The organism is Candidatus Accumulibacter sp. ACC012 (assembly GCF_907163155.1).
Lineage (GTDB): Bacteria > Pseudomonadota > Gammaproteobacteria > Burkholderiales > Rhodocyclaceae > Accumulibacter > Accumulibacter delftensis.
Map to the genome: position 1 here is coordinate 50,047 of NZ_CAJQUC010000025.1, position 18,197 is coordinate 68,243.

The 18,197-nt window shown below is 63.5% G+C and carries 17 protein-coding genes; 3 read left to right on the forward strand and 14 right to left on the reverse strand.

The features are described from left to right. Positions 1-48: 48 nt before the first annotated feature. The 12 genes from QZ648_RS23740 to QZ648_RS23795 form a co-directional block, all read right to left on the reverse strand. The gene (locus QZ648_RS23740; RefSeq protein ID WP_291998468.1) at positions 49-1,071 is read right to left on the reverse strand and encodes a transporter; all 1,023 of its coding nucleotides are present in this window, start codon (positions 1,069-1,071) and stop codon (positions 49-51) included. Further along, on the reverse strand, positions 1,068-3,827 hold the full coding sequence (locus tag QZ648_RS23745) for a mechanosensitive ion channel domain-containing protein (RefSeq protein ID WP_291998469.1): 2,760 nt from the start codon (positions 3,825-3,827) through the stop codon (positions 1,068-1,070). Before QZ648_RS23745 ends, QZ648_RS23740 begins: the two co-directional genes overlap by 4 nt. Further along, positions 3,824-4,390, reverse strand: a complete 567-nt coding sequence (locus tag QZ648_RS23750; RefSeq protein WP_291998470.1) for a PqiC family protein — start codon at positions 4,388-4,390, stop codon at positions 3,824-3,826. The genes QZ648_RS23745 and QZ648_RS23750 overlap by 4 nt, the downstream gene beginning before the upstream one ends. Before the next feature lie 18 nt (positions 4,391-4,408). Continuing rightward, on the reverse strand, positions 4,409-6,073 hold the full coding sequence (locus QZ648_RS23755; RefSeq protein ID WP_291998471.1) for an MlaD family protein: 1,665 nt from the start codon (positions 6,071-6,073) through the stop codon (positions 4,409-4,411). Beyond that, a complete protein-coding gene (locus tag QZ648_RS23760; RefSeq protein WP_291998472.1) occupies positions 6,066-6,719 on the reverse strand; it encodes a paraquat-inducible protein A in 654 nt (217 codons plus the stop codon). The genes QZ648_RS23755 and QZ648_RS23760 overlap by 8 nt, the downstream gene beginning before the upstream one ends. Next, positions 6,716-7,420, reverse strand: coding sequence for a paraquat-inducible protein A (locus QZ648_RS23765; protein ID WP_291998473.1), 705 nt, complete (start codon positions 7,418-7,420; stop codon positions 6,716-6,718). The genes QZ648_RS23760 and QZ648_RS23765 overlap by 4 nt, the downstream gene beginning before the upstream one ends. A gap of 55 nt (positions 7,421-7,475) precedes the next feature. After that, complete coding sequence (locus tag QZ648_RS23770; protein WP_291998474.1) at positions 7,476-8,807, reverse strand: outer membrane protein transport protein; 1,332 nt, start codon at positions 8,805-8,807, stop codon at positions 7,476-7,478. Positions 8,808-8,929: 122 nt separating this feature from the next. After that, positions 8,930-9,463 carry a hypothetical protein gene (locus tag QZ648_RS23775; RefSeq protein WP_291998475.1) on the reverse strand — a complete coding sequence of 178 codons (534 nt, stop codon included), beginning with the start codon at positions 9,461-9,463 and terminating at the stop codon, positions 8,930-8,932. A 111-nt stretch (positions 9,464-9,574) separates the two neighbouring features. After that, entirely contained in the window at positions 9,575-9,844 is a 270-nt protein-coding gene (locus QZ648_RS25220; RefSeq protein WP_366144239.1) for an SHOCT domain-containing protein, read from the reverse strand. 129 nt (positions 9,845-9,973) lie between these two features. Next, positions 9,974-10,372 (reverse strand): hypothetical protein, encoded by a 399-nt coding sequence (locus tag QZ648_RS23785; RefSeq protein WP_291998476.1) that lies wholly within the window; start codon positions 10,370-10,372, stop codon positions 9,974-9,976. Between the two features lie 101 nt (positions 10,373-10,473). Continuing rightward, positions 10,474-12,117 (reverse strand): hypothetical protein, encoded by a 1,644-nt coding sequence (locus QZ648_RS23790; protein WP_291998477.1) that lies wholly within the window; start codon positions 12,115-12,117, stop codon positions 10,474-10,476. Positions 12,118-12,154: 37 nt separating this feature from the next. Beyond that, positions 12,155-14,992, reverse strand: a complete 2,838-nt coding sequence (locus QZ648_RS23795) for a DUF1254 domain-containing protein (protein WP_291998478.1) — start codon at positions 14,990-14,992, stop codon at positions 12,155-12,157. Between the two features lie 154 nt (positions 14,993-15,146). Between QZ648_RS23795 and QZ648_RS23800 the strand changes: the two genes are divergently transcribed. Continuing rightward, positions 15,147-16,235, forward strand: a complete 1,089-nt coding sequence (locus QZ648_RS23800) for an AraC family transcriptional regulator (RefSeq protein ID WP_291998479.1) — start codon at positions 15,147-15,149, stop codon at positions 16,233-16,235. A 36-nt stretch (positions 16,236-16,271) separates the two neighbouring features. Here QZ648_RS23800 and QZ648_RS23805 read toward each other — a convergent pair whose 3' ends face one another. Then, entirely contained in the window at positions 16,272-16,433 is a 162-nt protein-coding gene (locus QZ648_RS23805; protein WP_291998480.1) for a hypothetical protein, read from the reverse strand. On the opposite strand from QZ648_RS23805, the gene QZ648_RS23810 reads away from it, so the two are divergent. Both QZ648_RS23810 and QZ648_RS23815 read left to right on the forward strand, forming a co-directional pair. After that, positions 16,432-17,103: a DUF2092 domain-containing protein gene (locus QZ648_RS23810; RefSeq protein WP_291998481.1), complete on the forward strand. Its 672-nt coding sequence runs from the start codon at positions 16,432-16,434 to the stop codon at positions 17,101-17,103. The genes QZ648_RS23805 and QZ648_RS23810 overlap by 2 nt on opposite strands. Continuing rightward, positions 17,100-17,291, forward strand: coding sequence for a hypothetical protein (locus QZ648_RS23815; protein WP_169066000.1), 192 nt, complete (start codon positions 17,100-17,102; stop codon positions 17,289-17,291). The genes QZ648_RS23810 and QZ648_RS23815 overlap by 4 nt, the downstream gene beginning before the upstream one ends. Positions 17,292-17,385: 94 nt before the next feature. Here QZ648_RS23815 and QZ648_RS23820 read toward each other — a convergent pair whose 3' ends face one another. Next, complete coding sequence (locus QZ648_RS23820; protein ID WP_291998482.1) at positions 17,386-17,892, reverse strand: hypothetical protein; 507 nt, start codon at positions 17,890-17,892, stop codon at positions 17,386-17,388. Positions 17,893-18,197: the final 305 nt, after the last annotated feature.

An 18,197-nucleotide genomic window follows, 5' to 3' on the forward strand; every position in this document is an offset into this window, starting at 1 on the left:
AGCGATGGCTGGGGTCCTGCTGCATGACAGCGACCTGGCACAAGCAAGTCATAAGCCGGCGCCCCAGCGATACTGCCAGGCGAGCCCGAGCAGATCGAAGTTGTTGCCGGTGCGGGCTGAAACGCCACTGCTACCGTAGAGCTTGATCGAGTGGTGAATAGTCACCGGAAATGCGAGGGTGGCGCCAAAGCGCCAGTTCTGCTGCAGATCGCTGCCCAGCGTGCCGTCGAGCGTCGTACGGCCGCCGGCGAAATAGGTGGCGTCGAGCGAGGCCCAGATACCCCCGCTAAAGCTGTGGATCAAGTGCCCCTCCAGCGAATAGAGCGCTTCCTGCGAACGCTTGTTGCCGTTGAAGAAGTCCTTGTTGTCGGTGAACAGGGTTGCCGCCGCCGTACCCTCCAGCGTCCACCGCCCGAGCGCTTTGGAGAGCCCCAGTTCGGGCTTGAATGACCAACGGTTGCTGCCGAGATTGACTGCTTTGCTGTTGTCGTACTGGCCCAGCGGCGGGCTCACGCGCAGGCTCGCACCGACGATCAGGTCCTGCTCGTAGGCGGCAAACTCGCGCAGCGAAAGTGCCGGTGCGCCGAAGACGTTGACCGACAACTTGAGCACCGGATCGGCGAAACCGGAGACGTCGCGGCGGAGCACCTCCCCTGCGAAATTGGCATTTCCGCTCAGTTCGGTGTAAGGGACGATGATGTTGAGCTTGGCCGACTGGCCGAAGAAGTCGAGCACCCGCCCATAGGCGAGGATTGCACTGGAAGTCGTCAGCTGCGGATCGGTCACCGCCAGGGAACTGTCGAAAGCCAGGCCGCCGCGGGTATACCCGTAGCCCGCGATCAGGAAATTCAGGCCGATCGGCGCGTTGGAGTAGGAGCGCGGCTCCATGTCCTGCGCCTGCGCAAAGGAGGATAGGAAGAGCGTGCCGACAATCTGCCCGGCAGCGGCAAGCAGCGCGCGGAGGGCGCGACCAGGCTGGGCAGAGAAGCGACGCCGGGATGCCGGTAAAAGGCGTGCGAGTATGCCCATCACTCTGAAGAAAGGGGGCTGCCGGCGCATCACGAACATCATGGCAGCGCACTCGCTGCCGGCGATGGCGGCCCTGCCGGTGGTGCAGTGGCAGCATCGCCCTGAGCCGGGACGCTGCCCTGGCCGCCGACGAGCGCAGGCCCCGAGCGAAGGTGCAGATCGCGCTGCGGGAACGGAATCTCGATACCATTCTCGCTCAGCACCGCGTCGATGGCGAAGTTGAGTTCGTGCGTTACGCGCAGCCGCTTGTCGAAGGAACCAACGAACGCGCGGACCTCGAAGTCGAGTGAGCTGTCGCCAAAGTCCATGAAATACACCGACGGCGACGGCTCCTGCAGCACGTCGGCGTTGCCCTGCACCACCTCCAGCAGCAGCCGCTGGACGAGCGCGATGTCACTCCCGTAGGCGACGCCGACCTTGAGCAGCAGCCGGGTGGTCTGGTTGGAGAGCGTCCAGTTGACGACGCTGCCCGTGATGAAGGCCTTGTTCGGGATGATCACTTCCTTGCCGTCGAAATCGAGCACCGCGGTGGCACGCGCGCGGATGCGTGCGACAGTGCCGGTGACATCACCAACGGTAACGATGTCACCGATGCGGATCGGACGCTCGGCGAGAACGATCAGCCCGGAGACGAAATTGGCGACAATCTCCTGCAGGCCGAAGCCCAGGCCAACGCCCATGGCGGCGATCAGCCAGTGCACGTCGTCCCAGGCGATGCCGAGGATGCTGAAGGCGCTGACCATGCCGACGGCGGCGAGCGCATAGCGGGTGATGACCTTGATGGCGTAGGTGGCGTCGGCCTGAACCTCGAAGCGCTGCAGCAGGACGATGTCGAGCAGAGCGCCGACATTGCGCACGGCGACCGCAGTGACCACGGCAACGACGATCGCCAGGAACAGCTTACCGACGGTCAGCGGCAGCGTCGTGCTCTGACCGTCTACCGTGGCATGGTAGGTCCACAAGGGATAGTCGATGATCACCGACAGCGCCGGCAGGCCACCTTTCCACACCCACCAGATGCCGCCAAGCAGCAACAGCGTGATGAACAGGTCGAGCAAGGATCGCGTCTGCTCGCTGATTGCGGCGATGTCGAGCCTGGTTATCGGCGGCTCGGCCACCTCGCTCCCATCCTCGTCGCCCTCCACCGCTGCCTCCCGGGCCAGTCGCAAGGCCTCCAGAGCCTGGCGACGGCGCAGGCGTCGGCGCTCGACCTGCACCCATAGCGCAATCAGACCGTAGAGCGCCACCGCGCCAAGGACCATGAACAACGACATCAGGGTATGGCCAAAGAAATAGGCCGCGGCGACCGAGTAACCGGCGGCACTGAGCCCGGCGATCGCCAATGGCACAGCCAGCGCAGCGCCGAACCAGAGGGCATAGAGCCGAACCGCCCAACTACGCGGTGCGCGCGCGTACAGGCGCTGGATCAGGGGGCTCCGGCGGCGCAGCAGGCGACCCAGGAAAAGCGCGAAAACGAGCATCGCCAGGGTGAAGCTCATCCGTCCAAGGCTTTCCCGGTTCGCAAACGGCGCATGGTCCAGTCCGTTCAGCGCGACGAGGAACAACAGCGGCACGAACATCAGGGTGAAGCGGCGTAGCGCCTGCCCGGAAAAGCTCAGCAATGACTCGTCCCAGCCAAAGTGACCACCGGCAACGCCACGGCGATCGAGCAGCCCGGCAAAGGCAGACAGCGCCAGCAGCAGCTTGGCACTCACCACCAGGGCAGCGGCAAGCGCCAGCGCGAAGCGCTGCGCATCGGGGGCCGCCCGCAGCAGATCCGCCGCTGTCCACAACAGCAGCGGGCCGGGCAAGGCCAGCGCCAGGGTGATGGCCAGCGCGGTAACCGTGTAGCCGATCCAGTAGCGCTCGGCATTCGCTGCACTCGGGGCGAGGGCGACGAGCTTGGCTTGCAGGCGCTGGCGGGCGAGAAATAGCGTGAGGGCAAGCACCAGGGCCAGCGTCGGCCAGAACGGTCGCCACGCCAGCTGCCCGCCGAGAGTAAGAACTGCCGCGCGCCAGTTGGCGGCTGAAGTCATCCATGCCCACGACGGAGCGAGCTCGCTGATGGTTTGCAGGCTTGGCCGCGCGGGCACCCAGAAGAGCAGCCGGGTCAGCTCCGTACGCACCGCCTGCGTTCGCTGCACCAGCGCGAGAGCGGCGGCATCATTGGCCTGCAAGGCTTGCGCCAATTCCTGCTGCAGCTCGTCGAGGCTGGTCAGCAGGACTTGCTGCTGGCGGAGTAGCGGCCGCGCGACGGCCGCGAACTGCGGCCATAGGGTATCCGGGAGCGCTGGCTGCGCCGTCCCGAAACGCAACACGACGGCTGTCTCCATGTCCGCGAGTTCGTCCAGCGCATGTTCCGCCTTAAGGCTGGTATCGCTCGCCGCTTCCAGCAGCTCTTTGCGCGCGTGCCGCGCGGCGTCGAAACCCTCGACACTGGGCAGCAAGCTCAGTTGCTCGATAACCGTCTGCGAAAAAATCTGGCCCAGCGCATGCACCTGCGCGTGCCGCTCGATGCGCTGCATGCGTTGCTCGAGTTGCTGCTGATTGTTGCGCTGCTGCACGAGATCGCTGCGCGCCCGCTCGAGTGCCGTCTTCGTTTCAGCAATCTGAGCTGACAGGCGGGAATTCTCGGCGGCGATGGCATGGGCCAGAGCAGCCGGCGCGGCCACTTCCGCGCGTACCGGGAGCGCCACGAGCAGCGCCATGCCGACCAGCACGATGATCGCCGGGTGGCGGATCAGCGCACTGCCGAAACGCCCGGCGTAGATGCCCAGGGCGCGCAGGAGTCCGTTCACGGCGTCCGAATCGCGACCGCAATTTCACCGCTGACGCGCGCCAGGGCGCGGCTGTGCGCGGCGACCAGGGCATCGAAATCGCCGCCGGCAGTTGCCTCACGTACCAGCGATCGTCCGCTCCTGGAAGTGTCGTCGGCGACACGGCGAACGGTCCATATGGCCTCGATCACCACCGCATCGCCCAGGGTCGATTCGAACTTCTGGATATCGATACGGACCTGGTAATCGGTCGTCGTTTGCGTGCTCTGGCCATAGGGCCAGACGCGCTCCGTCGCCAGCTCCTGCGCCAGGTTTGCCGCGATCACGCGCGTAATGTCTTCGGGGAGCGGCGACGCCCAGCGGTTGAATTCGTCGAGGCGCACCTCGTTTGCGCCCGCATGCACGACGATCTGCGGTCGATCGACCACCGTCGGCAGCGCCACCGGACCGACGGCGACCGACGGACCCGATGCCTTGCCGCCCGTTGGGCTCGGGCCGCTCAAAGTGTAGAAGCGTGACGTCGGCGAAGCACAAGCGCTAACGATGGCGAGCAGCAGGCAGGCGATGACAGTCCGATAACGCATCGGGGTTTCTCCTCAGTCTCAGTTCTTGCCGCGAAGCAGGGCTTCGGGATGGCGATCGAGATAGTCGGTCAGCACGCGCAGCGAACGTGCCGCACGGGCGACTTCACGCATCGCTTCGCGCAACTCCTGCTGGCCCGATGAATCCGGTGCCAGGAGCCCCTTGTCCGTATTCTTGATCATCCGGTCTGCGGACGCGGTGGCACGACGAATCTCGTCAAGCACCTTCTTGAGCTCCGGGGTGACGTCCGAATCGAAGCGCTTGACGGCCTGGTCAGCATCCTTCAGCGTCTGATTTAACGTTACCAGCATTTTCCGGGTGTCGGCGCCGATTGCCTCGTACGGCAGCTTGTCGAGCTTGGCGAGAATGCTGCCGATCTTCGCCTCGAAGTTCGGCAGGGTGCTCGGAATCGTCGGCACAAGCGCCTTTTCCGCGCTCCAGTCCACCTTCGCTTTCGGCGCATCGGGGTGGAAATCAAAAGAGATGTAACGCTGCCCGGTCAGCAGGTTGCCGCTCTGAATCTGGGCTCGCAAGCCGAAGTCTTCGACCATCCGCTCGAAGAAGGCCTCGCGTCTGGGACTGACGCGCGCCAGCATTTCGCCGCGGACTGGCTGCGCGTCGTGCATTTGTGCAATCAAGCGCTCGGGATAGACGACGAACTCGACGCGGCCGCGCAGGCGCTTGCTCTTCGGTTCGATGTCGAGGCCGACATTGGTGACTTCGCCGCCTGCCAGCCCGAGCAGAGTGACCGGTGCGCCGACCGACAGCCCCCGCAGCGACTCGTCGAAATGAAGGACGTAACGCCTCGCCATCGGCTCCGGCTGCTTCATCGCCGTTGCCTGATCGCCGTGCAGGATGAACTCGGCTTCGGCGGCGGCCGGTTCCGTTTGCGGTGAAAACGGTGGCGTCTCGAAGGCCAGCCCGCCAGCAATCAGCGCGATCATCGACTGCGTACGCACGTCCAGACCATCGGCGTCGATCGACAGATCGAAGCCGCTGGCGTTCCAGAAACGTGTTCCAGGATTGACGAACTTGTCGTAGGGCGCATTCACGAAGACCTTGATCTCGACCGCCTGGCCATCTTCCGTCAGCTCGTAGGCGACCACCTGGCCGGCTGGCAGGCGTCGGTAATAGACCGGCGAACCGATACCCAGGGAGCCCAGGTTGTCGGCCTTGAGCAGGAATTGCCGCCCGGGCTGATCGCCGGTGATGATCGGCGGCACTTCGAGTCCGCTGAAGCTGCGCTGGCTGCGGTCCGCCTTGCCGGCCTCGAAACCGATGTAGTTGCCGGAGAGCAGCGTGCCGAGACCGGAGACGCCACTCAGCGTGATACGTGGCTCGACAACCCAGAATTTCGCGTCCTCGACCATCAGGCCGGCCGCGCTCTTGGCGATCTTGGCGGTCACCGTGACGCTGCTGTAATCGTCGGACAGTTGTACGGCGGCCACCTGACCGATATTGACGTCCTTGTACTTGACGACGGTCTTGCCGGCTTCGATGCCCTGCGCATTCTTGAAGACGATGCTGATAAGCGGGCCTTCGCTGAGAACGCGTTGCACCGCGATGCCGACGGCGACCACCGCGGCAAGGATCGGAATGATCCACACCACCGAAATGCGGGTTCGTTTCTTGCGCACAACGGTGGCCTGCGGGAGTACATCATCACTAGTGCTGCGCTCAGTCATTCTCGTTCTCCACAGGGCCAGCGGCATCCCAGATCAGTCGGGGATCAAAGGTCTCGGCGGCAATCATCGTCAGCACCACAACCACCGCAAAGAACAGTACCGCAGGGCCAGGCCGGACCACCATCAGAGGCTCAAGTTGCACCAAAGCCACGGTGAAAGTGACGACAAAAACATCAAGCATCGACCAGCGGCCAATCAGTTCGACCATTCGATAGAGGCGCGCCCGCTGGTGACAACCGCCGCGCATGCCGCGGTGCACGCTGATTAGTAGATAAGCCAGGGCCACCAGCTTTCCCAGTGGCACCATGACGCTGGCGATCAGGACGATCAGGGCCAGCGGCCACGATCCGGAGGCGAAAAGGTACACCACGCCGCCCATGATGGTGTCGGCCTCCGACGAGGCGAAAGTACTCGTGGCCATCATCGGCAGCATGTTCGCCGGGATATAGCAAACCGCCGCCGCAATCACCAGCGCCCAGGTACGCTGCAGCGAATAGGCGCGGCGAAACTCGAGTTCGGCACCACAGCGAGGACAATGCCCCGGATCTTCCGGGTGCACAGGCCGCGACAGGAGCTTGCAGGTCTCGCAGGACACCAGCCCCATCTGCGCTGCAGTGCGCGCAGCTGTGCTCAGCGACAGGCTCATCGCCCTCCCCCGGCAAGGCTCGCCTGATCGACGGCCTGCGTCGAGGCCTCTTTACCCGTCTCCCAGTCGACCAGCTTCCAGATTTCTCGGGCATCGAAGCTGACCATGATCGCCGGCACCAGCACGGCCAGCAGACCCATCGCATACATGCCGATGCCGGGGTCCACGCTGGCCAGCTGGGCAATCTTGATCAAGGCCACGAGAACCCCCAGCGACATCACGTCGTACATCGACCAGGGCTGCATATGCAAACTCCAGCGCAAGATCTCACCGACCCAGTGCGGCAGGCGTGCGCGCTGCAAGCGCCTCGCGGTAATCAACACGGCCAGCATCAAGACCATAAAGAATGCCGGCGCAATGACCCCGCAGAACATGACGATGGCGGCTGCAATCTTCTCGCCCTCGTGCCACAGCTGCCAGGCGCCGCCGACGATTGTCGTGCTCGCGTGCCGGCCAACGGCCGACAAGCCGATCATCGGCGTGACGTTGGCAACGACGAAGACGATCGCCGCGGTAAGGCTCAGCGCCAGGGGTATCTGCAGGGGATCGGTCGGCCGCGCGGCCAGGGAGTAGCCGCAACGCGCACAGAGCGCCTTGCCGCCAATCGGCAGTGGCGGAATCCGCTGCAGCAGGTCGCATTCCTGGCAAGCCATCAGCGGCTGCGACGCAGGGGTACGGCAAGTGCTGGCGGAATCAGTCATCGCCAAGAGCCAGCAGCGCGACGCTCATCTGACATACACCGCCCCCCTACGGCCACTAGAAGAACTTCCAGTTGTAGTAAGCAGCAACATAGATAACGTCGGTATTGTTGTACGAGCCGACGACATTTCCGCGCCCGCCAAGCGCCACCGGTGCCGTCGTCTGCAGCTGGGTATCGAGCTTACCGCCGTACAGGTACTCGGCGGCAATGCCCCAGTAGGTGGTCTTGCTGAGCTGCTGCTCGCCGCCAACACCGAAACGCCAGGCCGAGTTTACCGGCAGCAACGGCGAGACGTCGCCCGACTGCATGCCGGAGTCGTAAGCAACACCAAAGTTGAGCAGCCAGAGTTCGCTCAGGCGGTGCTGCGCGCCGAGCGCGACGTGCCAGGTATCCTTGAAGTTCAGGTTCTGCGTCAGGCTGACCGGATCATTGGTGTCCGAGATGCCCAACTGCACCTCGCCGAACTTGGACCACTGCTGCCAGCCAACGCTGCCGAGCACCGCCCAGCGATCATTGACCTGGGTAAACACGCTGGCCATCGCCTGCTGCGGGACATTGATCCCGACCTTGATGTCGGCGTCCAGTGTGCCACGGTTGCGCAGTATGGTGGCCAGACCGGGGCCGAGGTTCGAAAACTTGGCCGGTCCCTTGAAATCCAGATCGATCTGCGAATTCCAGGTCAGCCCCAGGCGTGTGCCCGGATCGATCTCATAGAGCAGGCCAAGGTTGAGCCCCCAGCCCCAGCTGCGGTCGTCCAGCTTCAGTCGGCCGTCGCCAAGGCCAGGCGCCGGATTGTTGATCGCCACGTAGTTGGTGTAGATGCCGTACATGGCATTGACGCCGGCGCCGAGCGAAAGCTTGTCGTTTACCTTGTAGGCGATCGAGGGCAGCAGGGAGATTCCGAGCAGCGTCGTTTCCTGCACGTAGTAGCGCCCGACCCAGTCGTTGTCGTAGCTCAACGGCGCACCGAAGTTGCCGGTGACCGCAAAACCGAGCTTGAGGTCAGGCGACACGCTATAGCTCAAAAAACCGCCGCCACCGGGGAACCAGCCATTCGAGCCAACCGCGTAGCCGCCGTTGTCGCCGCCAAGTCCGGGTGAGGTGCCCGTGTCGGCCGAGAACTTGGTGTTGCCCCAGAGCAACTGCCCCCCTGCCAGGAACTGCGTCCCCTCCAGCCTCGTCATGCCGGCAGGATTGCTGAGCACCGTCGACGCATCCTGCGCGCGCGCACCGTAGCCGGCCGACGCCAGACCGACGTCGGCCGTCCCGACCTCGTAGGCAATCAAGCCGCCGGCCATCCCCTGGCCGGCGGCCAGGGCGCCGGTGCACAAAACCAGCTTCACCGCCTTGCGGCACGCTGTACCGATCTCAAGCTGCCAAGTCATCATCGTCACCCATCCGCAATTGAATAGCCGTCAATTTCTTCGCCGCGAGCGGCCGCCAAGCGCGGGAGCGAACCACTGATGCCGCGGAAGGGCCAGCTGCCGCTCGCTCCTCCACACACCCGAAACTACCGCCAGCCAACGCCGCGACGCCCGACCCCGACGCCGTGGAAGCCAACTCCGACGCCGCCGCCGGGACCAATCCAGTCGATGAACAAGGCAGTCACGCCACCGCTCGTCGGCACCGTGCCTTCGATAAGCTTATAACTGTACACTAGGTCCTTGCCGTCGACGACCGGCTTGCTGATCTCGACGATGGTCAACGTGTTGTTCTCTTTGCCCGGCTCATAAACCGACAGGGTGGCATTTGGCGGATCGGCGCTGAAGTTGTTCGGTCCCGCCGCAGCTGTCCACTCTTCAAGATAGGCCGCCAGCGTGATATGGCCGGCGACGCGCACCGGCCGATCCGAGAAGTAGATCGTCTGTGGCGCGACGTTGACCAGGCGCAGCGTCGTGTCGTCGGCTTTCAGCCTTTCAGCGCTTTGCACGAACATCAACTGAAGCTTGCTTTCCTCCACCGCAGTTGCGGGGTTGAGCAAAGCACCAAGCGGGGCAGCCGCAACCAGCGCGGCAGCGGCCACGAAATTCCGTCTTGCATTCATCGTCGTACCTTTCGTCAAAAAAAAAAGCGGGCCTCGGCGATCGCCGCATCATGGCAAAGAAATTGGCAGCGGCATGGCCCGACCTTGCCGCGCCGGTATCGCCCGCGCGCCCTACTGCGTCAGCTGATTGAGGATCTTTTTCTTCGCCGCCTCGTAATCGCTGGCGCTGATCAAGCCCTGATCGTACAGCGACTGCAGTTCCTTGAGCCGCTGTTGTGGCGTCTTGGTCTGGCTGGCGTTCGCCGCGGCCTGATCGGCGGCAGCCGCCGCCTGCTGGGCTGATGCAGCAGAGGCATTGGCTGCGGTCTGCGCCGAAGACGCAGCCGCGGCTTCCTGCGAAGCGGCCGCATTTTCATTACCCGCATCCTCAGATTTGCCAATTCAAGCTGGAGACTTGAGCGCTCCGCGGCGGTGCTTCCGGACGACGCTCCTCACACCCTCGCCGCGAACCGAGGCGGCAACGACCGCGACAGCCTTACCGGAACTCCCAACAGAACCGATGATCCCGTTTCAGCGATGACGCCTCGTGCCGCGATCGCCGACGGCACCGGGCTGGTTGACGCCCGGGTCTCTGCCAACATTGCCGGCTGCTCCAGGCTGGTTAACGCCGGGATCCCGCCCGATATTGCCGACCGCTCCGGGCTGGTTAACGCCCGGATCGCGTCCGACGTTACCCGCCGCGCCAGGCTGATTGACGCCGGGATCCCGCCCGACGTTGCCGACCGCTCCGGGCTGGTTGACGCCCGGATCGTGCCCGACGTTGCCGGCTGCACCGGGCTGGTTGAATCCTCGGTCGCGCGCGTTCAGCGTCGCCGGCACGGCGACGATCAGGGTACCGATCAGCAGCGCCGGTAGCCACGTTTTTCTGCCGCCGGCCGGCCGGCCGACGATCTCTTTCTGCACTGTCATTGATGCCTTCATTGTTTTCTCCAAGATAATTGAAGCTGCTCCAGCGCAGCTCGACGCAAGCCCTGTCGCGCCCAGCAGCACTCCACGCACCCTCCGAACTGCTACTTGCCGCCCGGCGTCGCTGCCGACTTCGGCATCACCTGCAACACGTAAAAGCCCTTGCCGAGCGCAGTCGGGAAGTACACGCGCCCGCCGAAACCCGGCGGCGTCAGCGAGTTGATCGTCAGCGGCTCGAAAAAGTCCGACTCGGCGATGATCTTGCCGGTGGCCGCGTCACGCCAGGTCAGCTGCTCCTTGTAGTTGGCCGTGAACAGCGCGGCCTTCAGCGGCTCCTTCTCGACGTTGCGCTTCATGTTCGTCAGCAACAGCACACGCTTGTTCGCTGGCCCGAAAAGCGGCTGGAAGGTGGTGGTCGTGTTGTCGAGCACGAACACCACTTTCAGTTCGCCGCTGGCCGGGTCGAGCTTGATGCCGGCGACCTTGCCGACGCCCATGTCGGCGGAATAGATCATGTTGTTCTCGGGGTCGGCGCCGCACTTCGGCGGCGCAAAGCTCCACTCGCCCTTCTTCAGCTCGCCAAAGGGGAAAATGATCTGCTTCCTGTTCGCGTCCCTGAGGTTGGCGACAACGATGCTCGACGCCACCTTCTCGCTGCCGGCGCCATTCAGCTGGAAGGCAATCCAGTCGCCGAGCAGGCTGGGTGCGGTGGCAGTGGTCTGGCCTTCCTGCATTGGATGGATGACCCAGGAATCGTCGGCAGAGAGCTTCTTCGTCGCCGGGTCCCAGAAATAGCGCCGCGCGCTCTTGTCCATGCCAATGTAGATCGCGATCCTGCCTTCGTACATGCTCACGATGTGCGGCGACGACGCCGGCTCGGGAAGCGGGATGTCATCCAGCACCTCGAGCGTATCGGGGTTGACCGCCACCAGCTGCGAGTTCGGCTGCCGCATGCCTTGCTCGGCCGCGCACTTGATGATCGCCATCGTGCCCTGTAGCGTGCATCCCTTGGGCCGTGTCTGATCCTTCATGATCAGCGTCCCATCGGGCGCGACGGTCATGTGCTTGAAGTTGGTGTCCATGGGCGGTGCGTCGCCACTGGGCAGGGTGTTGTGCTTCAGGATCAGGCCGCTGTCCGGGTCGAGCAGCACGATCTGGTTCGACCAGGAAAAGGCGATCTTGCCGTTGGCCAGGATGTTCAGGTTGGCGTTTCCGATCCAGCGGCCAGACGCGTTCAGGTTGTCCAGATAGGTGCGCCAAAGCTGCTTGCCGGTGGTGGCGTCGGCCTTGGCGACGAAGGGCCCGGCCATGTTCGGGTCTTCGAGCGTCGGATATTCGCCGCCGACGATGTACAGCTCGCCTGGCTGGCGGTTGTTGATGTACGAGATGCCCGGGTAATCATCAGCGCTGCGCCAGGCGTAGACAGTGTTCGCGCCGTCGCGCGAACCGAGGAAGCTGGCGCAGGGGAACAGGCCACTGCGCTGCGCATCGGAGATCTCCGCGCCGTTGAGCGACGAATAGTAGCCCGGCGTCGAGATCTTCTGCTGGCAGTCCAGCTCCTTCGCGTACAGGCTGACATCGCCCGGCAGCGGGCCGTTGGCGACGATCTGGTTCGGCATCAGGCCGATCTTCGCGACGCGCTGGTCGATCTTCGGCTCGATCACCGACCAGCCCAGGCGGTAGGCGGCGTAGCCCAGAACGACCACCAAGATGAGGCCGATCAGCTTCAGCAATGAGGATGTCTTCAATGCACTTTCTCCCTTGTCGCGAGGTCGATGCGGCACATCACCTGGTCTTCAATCCCGACGCCTCGAACGCCGCTTTGTTGGTGTACTCCCCACGCGGGTAGTACGGCCCCATCACTTCCTCCTCCATGCCGGGCCTGGTGATGTTGTCGGGGCGTTCCTTCCAGGTCGGGTTGGTAGCCATGATGCGCAGCATCAACATGCCGAAGTCGGGCCGGTTCTTCGGCCCGGCAATGCCTTCGCCACGCGGGCTCCACTCGATCCAGGCGACGCCGTTTTCCGCCGTGGCGTTGGCCGGCCGGTCTTCCTTGCGGCTATAGACAATCGTGTAGTTGCGCTCGGCGTCGAGCGGCACCTGCATGTCGGTCAGGCCGTCGACGATCTGCCCCGACGGCATGGCCTCGCAGCTGACCAGGGACCAGTACTGGGTCTGTGCATCGGGCATGATTTCCAGGCCCTTGCCGCCAGCGCCGGCATAGGTGTTCGGGAAAGTCGGCATCTTGCCGCGCATTACGTAAACCGGGCCGAACTTGCGCGACAGCTGCACGAACAGGTACTCGGTGGCCGGGTCGCCGCCGCCGTCGATCGGGCCGGCGAAGGGGATTTTCGCACGCTCGTCGGGCGTCTTGAACGAACCCAGGATCGAGTAGCGGAGGTTCCAGTACTTCTCCCACACCGGCAGCCTGCGTGCCGGCGCGCTGGCCGGATCAAGTTGCGGGTCGTTGCCCTTGGCGTGCACCAGTTGCTCCCACTGCTCGTCGCTCACCGGCTGCTTGGTGGCACCGGGGAAGGGCCGGCCGAAACGTTTGAGCACTTCCTGCGAAGACAGCGTCGTGCCATCGGCCAGAGTGCCGGTATAGGTGGGCATGTGGAAACCGCCCCTGGGCGTGTCGGACGCCCCCCAGCCAGTACCGTCGCTGCCCTGGTCGGAGAGGTAGATGCGATTGACGAACTGCAGCTCGCTGCCACCTGTGCCGGCATAGAGCACATTGGCCTCGCGCTGCTGCGGATCCTCCGGTGCTTCCCTGGCGACGACGCGCAGCGTGAAGTTGCGCGCTTCGGCCAGGCGGTCCGCGCCGACTCGGAAGGGGTTGCTTGACCCCGGGTCGGGATCGATGTTGCGCCCGTCGACCGCCTCCCCGATGGAGACGAAAGTGCCGCCTTTTTCCCGGTACAGCGCGAACTGGAAGTAGCGCGCATGCGAGTAGCGATAGCTGAAGCTCACACTGCCACCGTCAGGGAGGGCCATGCGGCCGATGAAATAGGTCGACTGCCAGTCCGGCCACAGATTCGGGTTCTGGATCGGCCGCGGGTATTCGAGGTGGTTCCAGTAGCCCCAGCCGCGCGGACCCTGGAACAGGCCGTCGTGACCGTAGCGCGTGTCGGTGCGCACGATGTTCTCGATCGACTTGTCGCCGAAGCGCCGCACCCCCAGCGCGTTGAGGTTCTGCACCGGCACCAGCGCCGGCGGCTTCCACGCCCCCTCGCCGAGCGGATACACCGACGGCGCCTCGGTCTTCGGCCAGTACATTCGCATGACGACGAACAGCGGCCCGTTCGGCGCCGGCAGCCAGTTCGCTTCCTTGTCCTTGCCCGGCGAATCCTTCTGGATGTACACGGTGATCGAACCGTCGGCGTTCTTTTTCAGCTCGGGCAGCATCGGCGAGTTGATCAGGTAGCGCTTGATCGGGTTGTCGATCAAGAGCTGTGTGCGCCCGTCGTACATGGTGATCGACCAGAAGGCGTTCACCGGCGGTAGCTGGCCGGCGGCGAAGGTCATCTGGTAGCTGTGCTTGCTGCCGTCGGCGACGATGCCGTTGCTGTCGTGCCGCGTGAAGGGGTAAACCGCCTCGGCCTCGCTGTTACCGTAGATGCCGAGCTTGGCGGCGGCAGCGCGCAGCGCCCAGTTGCCGTTGTAGAAGTCGCGGTTGCCGGCAGCGGCACCGATATGCCAGCCATTGACGTCCTTGCCGATACTCTCGGCGGTCTGCCCGATCTTCTGCAGCGCGGCCTTGGTCGCCTCGCCCATCGCTGCCTTGACGGCCGGCGTCAGTTGTTCACCCGACGGCTTGAGCCCGGCGCCAATGCCAACTTTCGCGAAGCGTTCGCGCATCGGTTTTTCGACTTCGGCGGTGCCGGTCGGCGGGCAGAACTGCAGCAGGAAGTTGAGGTAGGCGGCAAACTCGCTTGTGAAAGCCTCGGGCTTGAAGGCCGGCCAGTCGATGGCCGGCGCCGCGGGCGGCCTGGCGCCACCGATGAAGGCCGACAGCGGCTTGACCAGGTAGCCGGCCTGGACCTGCTCGACATTCGGCATGTCGGCCGGATTGAAGAGCTGCGTGCGGTAGATGGCCAGGCTGAACTGCGTCTCGCTGCGGAAGGTCCTGGCCACAGTGGCCGGCGCCGTACCCTGCCAGTCGGGCCCGGCGATCAGGTAGCAGCCGGCCTCATTGCCCGTGGCGCGGCTGCCGATGTAGCCATAGTTGTCGGTGTACAGGTCGACCAGCTGCACGTCGTAGTAGCGCGCCGGCTCGATCTTCGGCATACACAGCACCATCGGCTCGGCACGTAGGTCGAGCATGACCATCGAGTAAGGGGTGTCGCTGTTCGGCGTGCTGATCGCCGTATCATGCGGGGTGTAGACGCGCGCCTCATTGTGGAGGGTGTTGAGCGGCGCCTTGAACTGGCCCGACTTGCGATCGATGAAGTAGTCGTACTGCACCTTGTAGCCGACGATCATCGGCAAGCCGTAGAGGTACGCCTCTTCGACAGCATCCTTGATTCCGGCGACGGCGTCCGCTTCCGTCGCCGCCAGGCTTGCCGTTGCCATGGTAGAACCCATGGTGATCGCCACAGCCAGCTTCAATACTTGCTTGCGCATGCTTAACTCCTTCTCTTGCCAACGATCCGGCTGAACACTGCGTGCGCTACGAAGGTGACCGGCCAGCCCATGAAAGGACGCGATTGTCGACTGTTCCGTACCAGCTTGCTTGATAATTTGCGACATCTGCAGGTACGCACCGGAAAGCTTCACCATGGAGAACAATCAGGCAATGCAGGAAGCGAAAAGTGGCTATGGCGAAGTTCCGGAGGGATTTCAGCGCGTTGGCCCCCTGGCCAACATCGCCCAGATGATCGCGCACTTTGCGCTTGATGCCGAAGCGCTGTTCGCCAGCGTCGGCGTCGCGCGAGACCTGGTCAGCGACCCGGACAACATCATTTCGCCGCACACTGCCGGCAAACTACTCGAACGCTGCGCCGAGCTCAGCGGCTGCCCGCACTTTGCGCTGCTTCTCGCCCAGGCGCAAAGCGCTTCCTCGCTTGGCATGGTCGGCGAGCTGCTGCCGCACTGCGCCGATGTCGGCACGGCGCTGGCCCACCTGCAGAACCTTCTCCACCTGCACGACCGTGCCGGGATGGCGACGCGCACCATCGATGGCGACTCCGCGACCTTCGGCTACGCCTTGTTTGCCGGGCCAATCGCCGGCGTCGACCAAATCTACGACGGCACGCTTCTCATCGCGCAGAACATCATGCGCCTGCTCTGCGGCCCGCAGTGGAAAGCACGCGCCGTGCTGCTCTCACGACGTCGACCGGAGAACCTGCGCCCCTATAAACAAGCCTTTCAGTGCCCGATCGAATTCGATGCCGAGAGCTCGGCACTGGTCTTCCCGGCCAGCGATCTGCGCTTGCCGGTCGCCGGTGCCGACCCTGATCGCTTCAAGCTCTTGAAAGAAAGGCTGGAAGACATCCGCAGCCAGCATGATCTCGACCTCGTCGCGCAGACCCGTCGCGTGGTGCAGGCGATGCTCGTCCTGCGGCGCTGTTCGCTGAGCGGCGTCGCCCGGGAGCTCTCGATGAACCCGCGCCGGCTGAACCGCCTGCTCGAGCGCGAGGGCAGTACCTACCGGCAGCTACTCGACGAAGCCCGCTGCGGTTTCGCGCTGCGGCTGATCTGCCTGACCGACCTGTCGCTCGGACAGATCGCCGTGGTCCTCGACTATTCCAGTGCCAGCGCCTTCACACACGCCTTCAAACGCTGGAAGGCTGTCTCGCCGCTGGCGTGGCGACGCCTGCATGGGCGAACGATTACGACCGCTGCAAGCATGCACGATTCACGCTAGACTAAGCGGAGCATCACGCTCCCAAACACAGAACCCTCATTCAGAAAGGTAGCTTTCAATGAATCCAGACACACGAAAACCAGTGAATTTCGCAGCGCGCAGCATTTCCACGCTTGCACTTTCGGTGGCGATTGCCTTGGGACTATCGACCCCTGCGAGCGCCGATGAACTGGATGCCAAACGATTGGTGAAGGCCATGTCGGAGTTCCTGGCCGCGCAACAGGCGCTGTCGTTCAACTACGACGCCACTCTTGAGGTGGTCACCCCGGAAGATCAGATTCTCGCACTGGCAAGTTCGGGCAAGGTGGAACTCAAACGACCCGACAAGATTCACGCAACGCGCGCCGGAGGCTTTGCCGATGTCGACATGTCCTTCGACGGAAAAAAACTCACCATCCTGGGCAAGAATCTGAATATATATACTCAGGTCGAGATACCCGGCTCCATCGATCATCTGGTCGATGTGATGCGCGACAAATACGACCGCCCCCTCCCCGCCGCGGATCTGCTGCTGTCGAACTCCTACGATGCGCTCATGGAAGGAGTCGAAGACATAAAAGATCTTGGCAGTGGCGTGATTGGTGGCGTCGAGTGTGATTCGCTGGCGTTTCGAGCCAAAGACGTCGACTGGCAAATCTGGATTGCCCACGGCGACAAGCCTTATCCCTGCCGTTACGTGATCACCTCCAAGCGCGTGCCGAATGGCCCGAGTTACAGCATCCAGTTCAGTAATTGGAAGAGCGGGAAAGCGGTCGCGGCGAGTGGTTTCGAGTTCAAGAATACGAGCAAGGCCACCGCGGTCAAGCTCGAGGATCTCAAAGGCACGGGTGACTTGCCCGAGCACTTCACCAAAGGAGAAAGCAAATGACCAGGCTGAAAGCGGTTGCAGTTTTCACGATCGCCACGGCGATCATTGTTCTCGGAGCTGAAGTTGGCGAGCAGCTCTCAATTCCGGGGATTAACAGTGTCATCCCGCGAGCTGAAGCCATCGTTGGCCGGCCTCTCACGCCGGTAAGCTACGCTGGCGTGGCACGGCGCACCGCACGCCGTTACTAAGCAGCCGCTTGTTATCACGGCTGGTCCGGCAATGAGCTAAGGGAAGCGGGCGTGGGCGATGAAGAGCACTTGCCAGCGCCCGCGCCTTCGCAGCTCAAGAACCACCGTTTCGCGCCGACGGCTCGTTTGGCGAAAGCCAGTCAGAGTCCTGGACGATGCCGAAGTCGCGAAGCCCGGCGATGAAGGCATCGGCGGCGCTGTCATGGCCTTGGCTGCGCACGAGGTCCAGCAATTTCGACGCCAGTTCGGCAAGCTCTTCGAGACTTTGCGCCGAATTGATGCTGGCGGCAGGATAATCCGCATCCGCTCCCAGAGTGGCGAGCATGCTGGTTGCCATGAACTGCCTTGCGGCGCGCAATGAATCTGCCGATGAGCTAGCGCCAGCCTCAGCAGCGACTTCGATAAAACCGCAAGCGAGCAGACCGGCAATACCGGCGGCCGCCTGCGCTGGCGAGGAGAATCGGCGAACCAGCGCCGCGGCGGTGGACTTCCCGTCAATGGTGATCAGCAGAGCGCGCAAACGGGCCGGCAGCTTGTGTCTGCGCCACTTGATCTCGTCGAGCCCCCTGGCCGTCTTGGTGTAAACGATGTCCGGATCCATCGCCACTCCTCTGCTTCCTAGTTACGAATATAACACCATTTTATTTTCATGGTGACGGTCACGCGTGCCTCGTGAAAGCCTTGAAATGCGGTCGCCGGAGGGCGCGTGCCGGCCAGTGCTGTTTGACTATTTCGCGCGCTGCAACACCGACCGTCATGCTTTCGACACAAAGGCGACGTACCATCTGCCGATTGCTTACCCAGCACGCGCGGGCACGGATGACATTCTAGCCCGTGTTTAACATTCTCAAAAAAACCTCTTGCATAATCAACTGCTTGCAAGGCACTTGAATCTCTAATGGCACA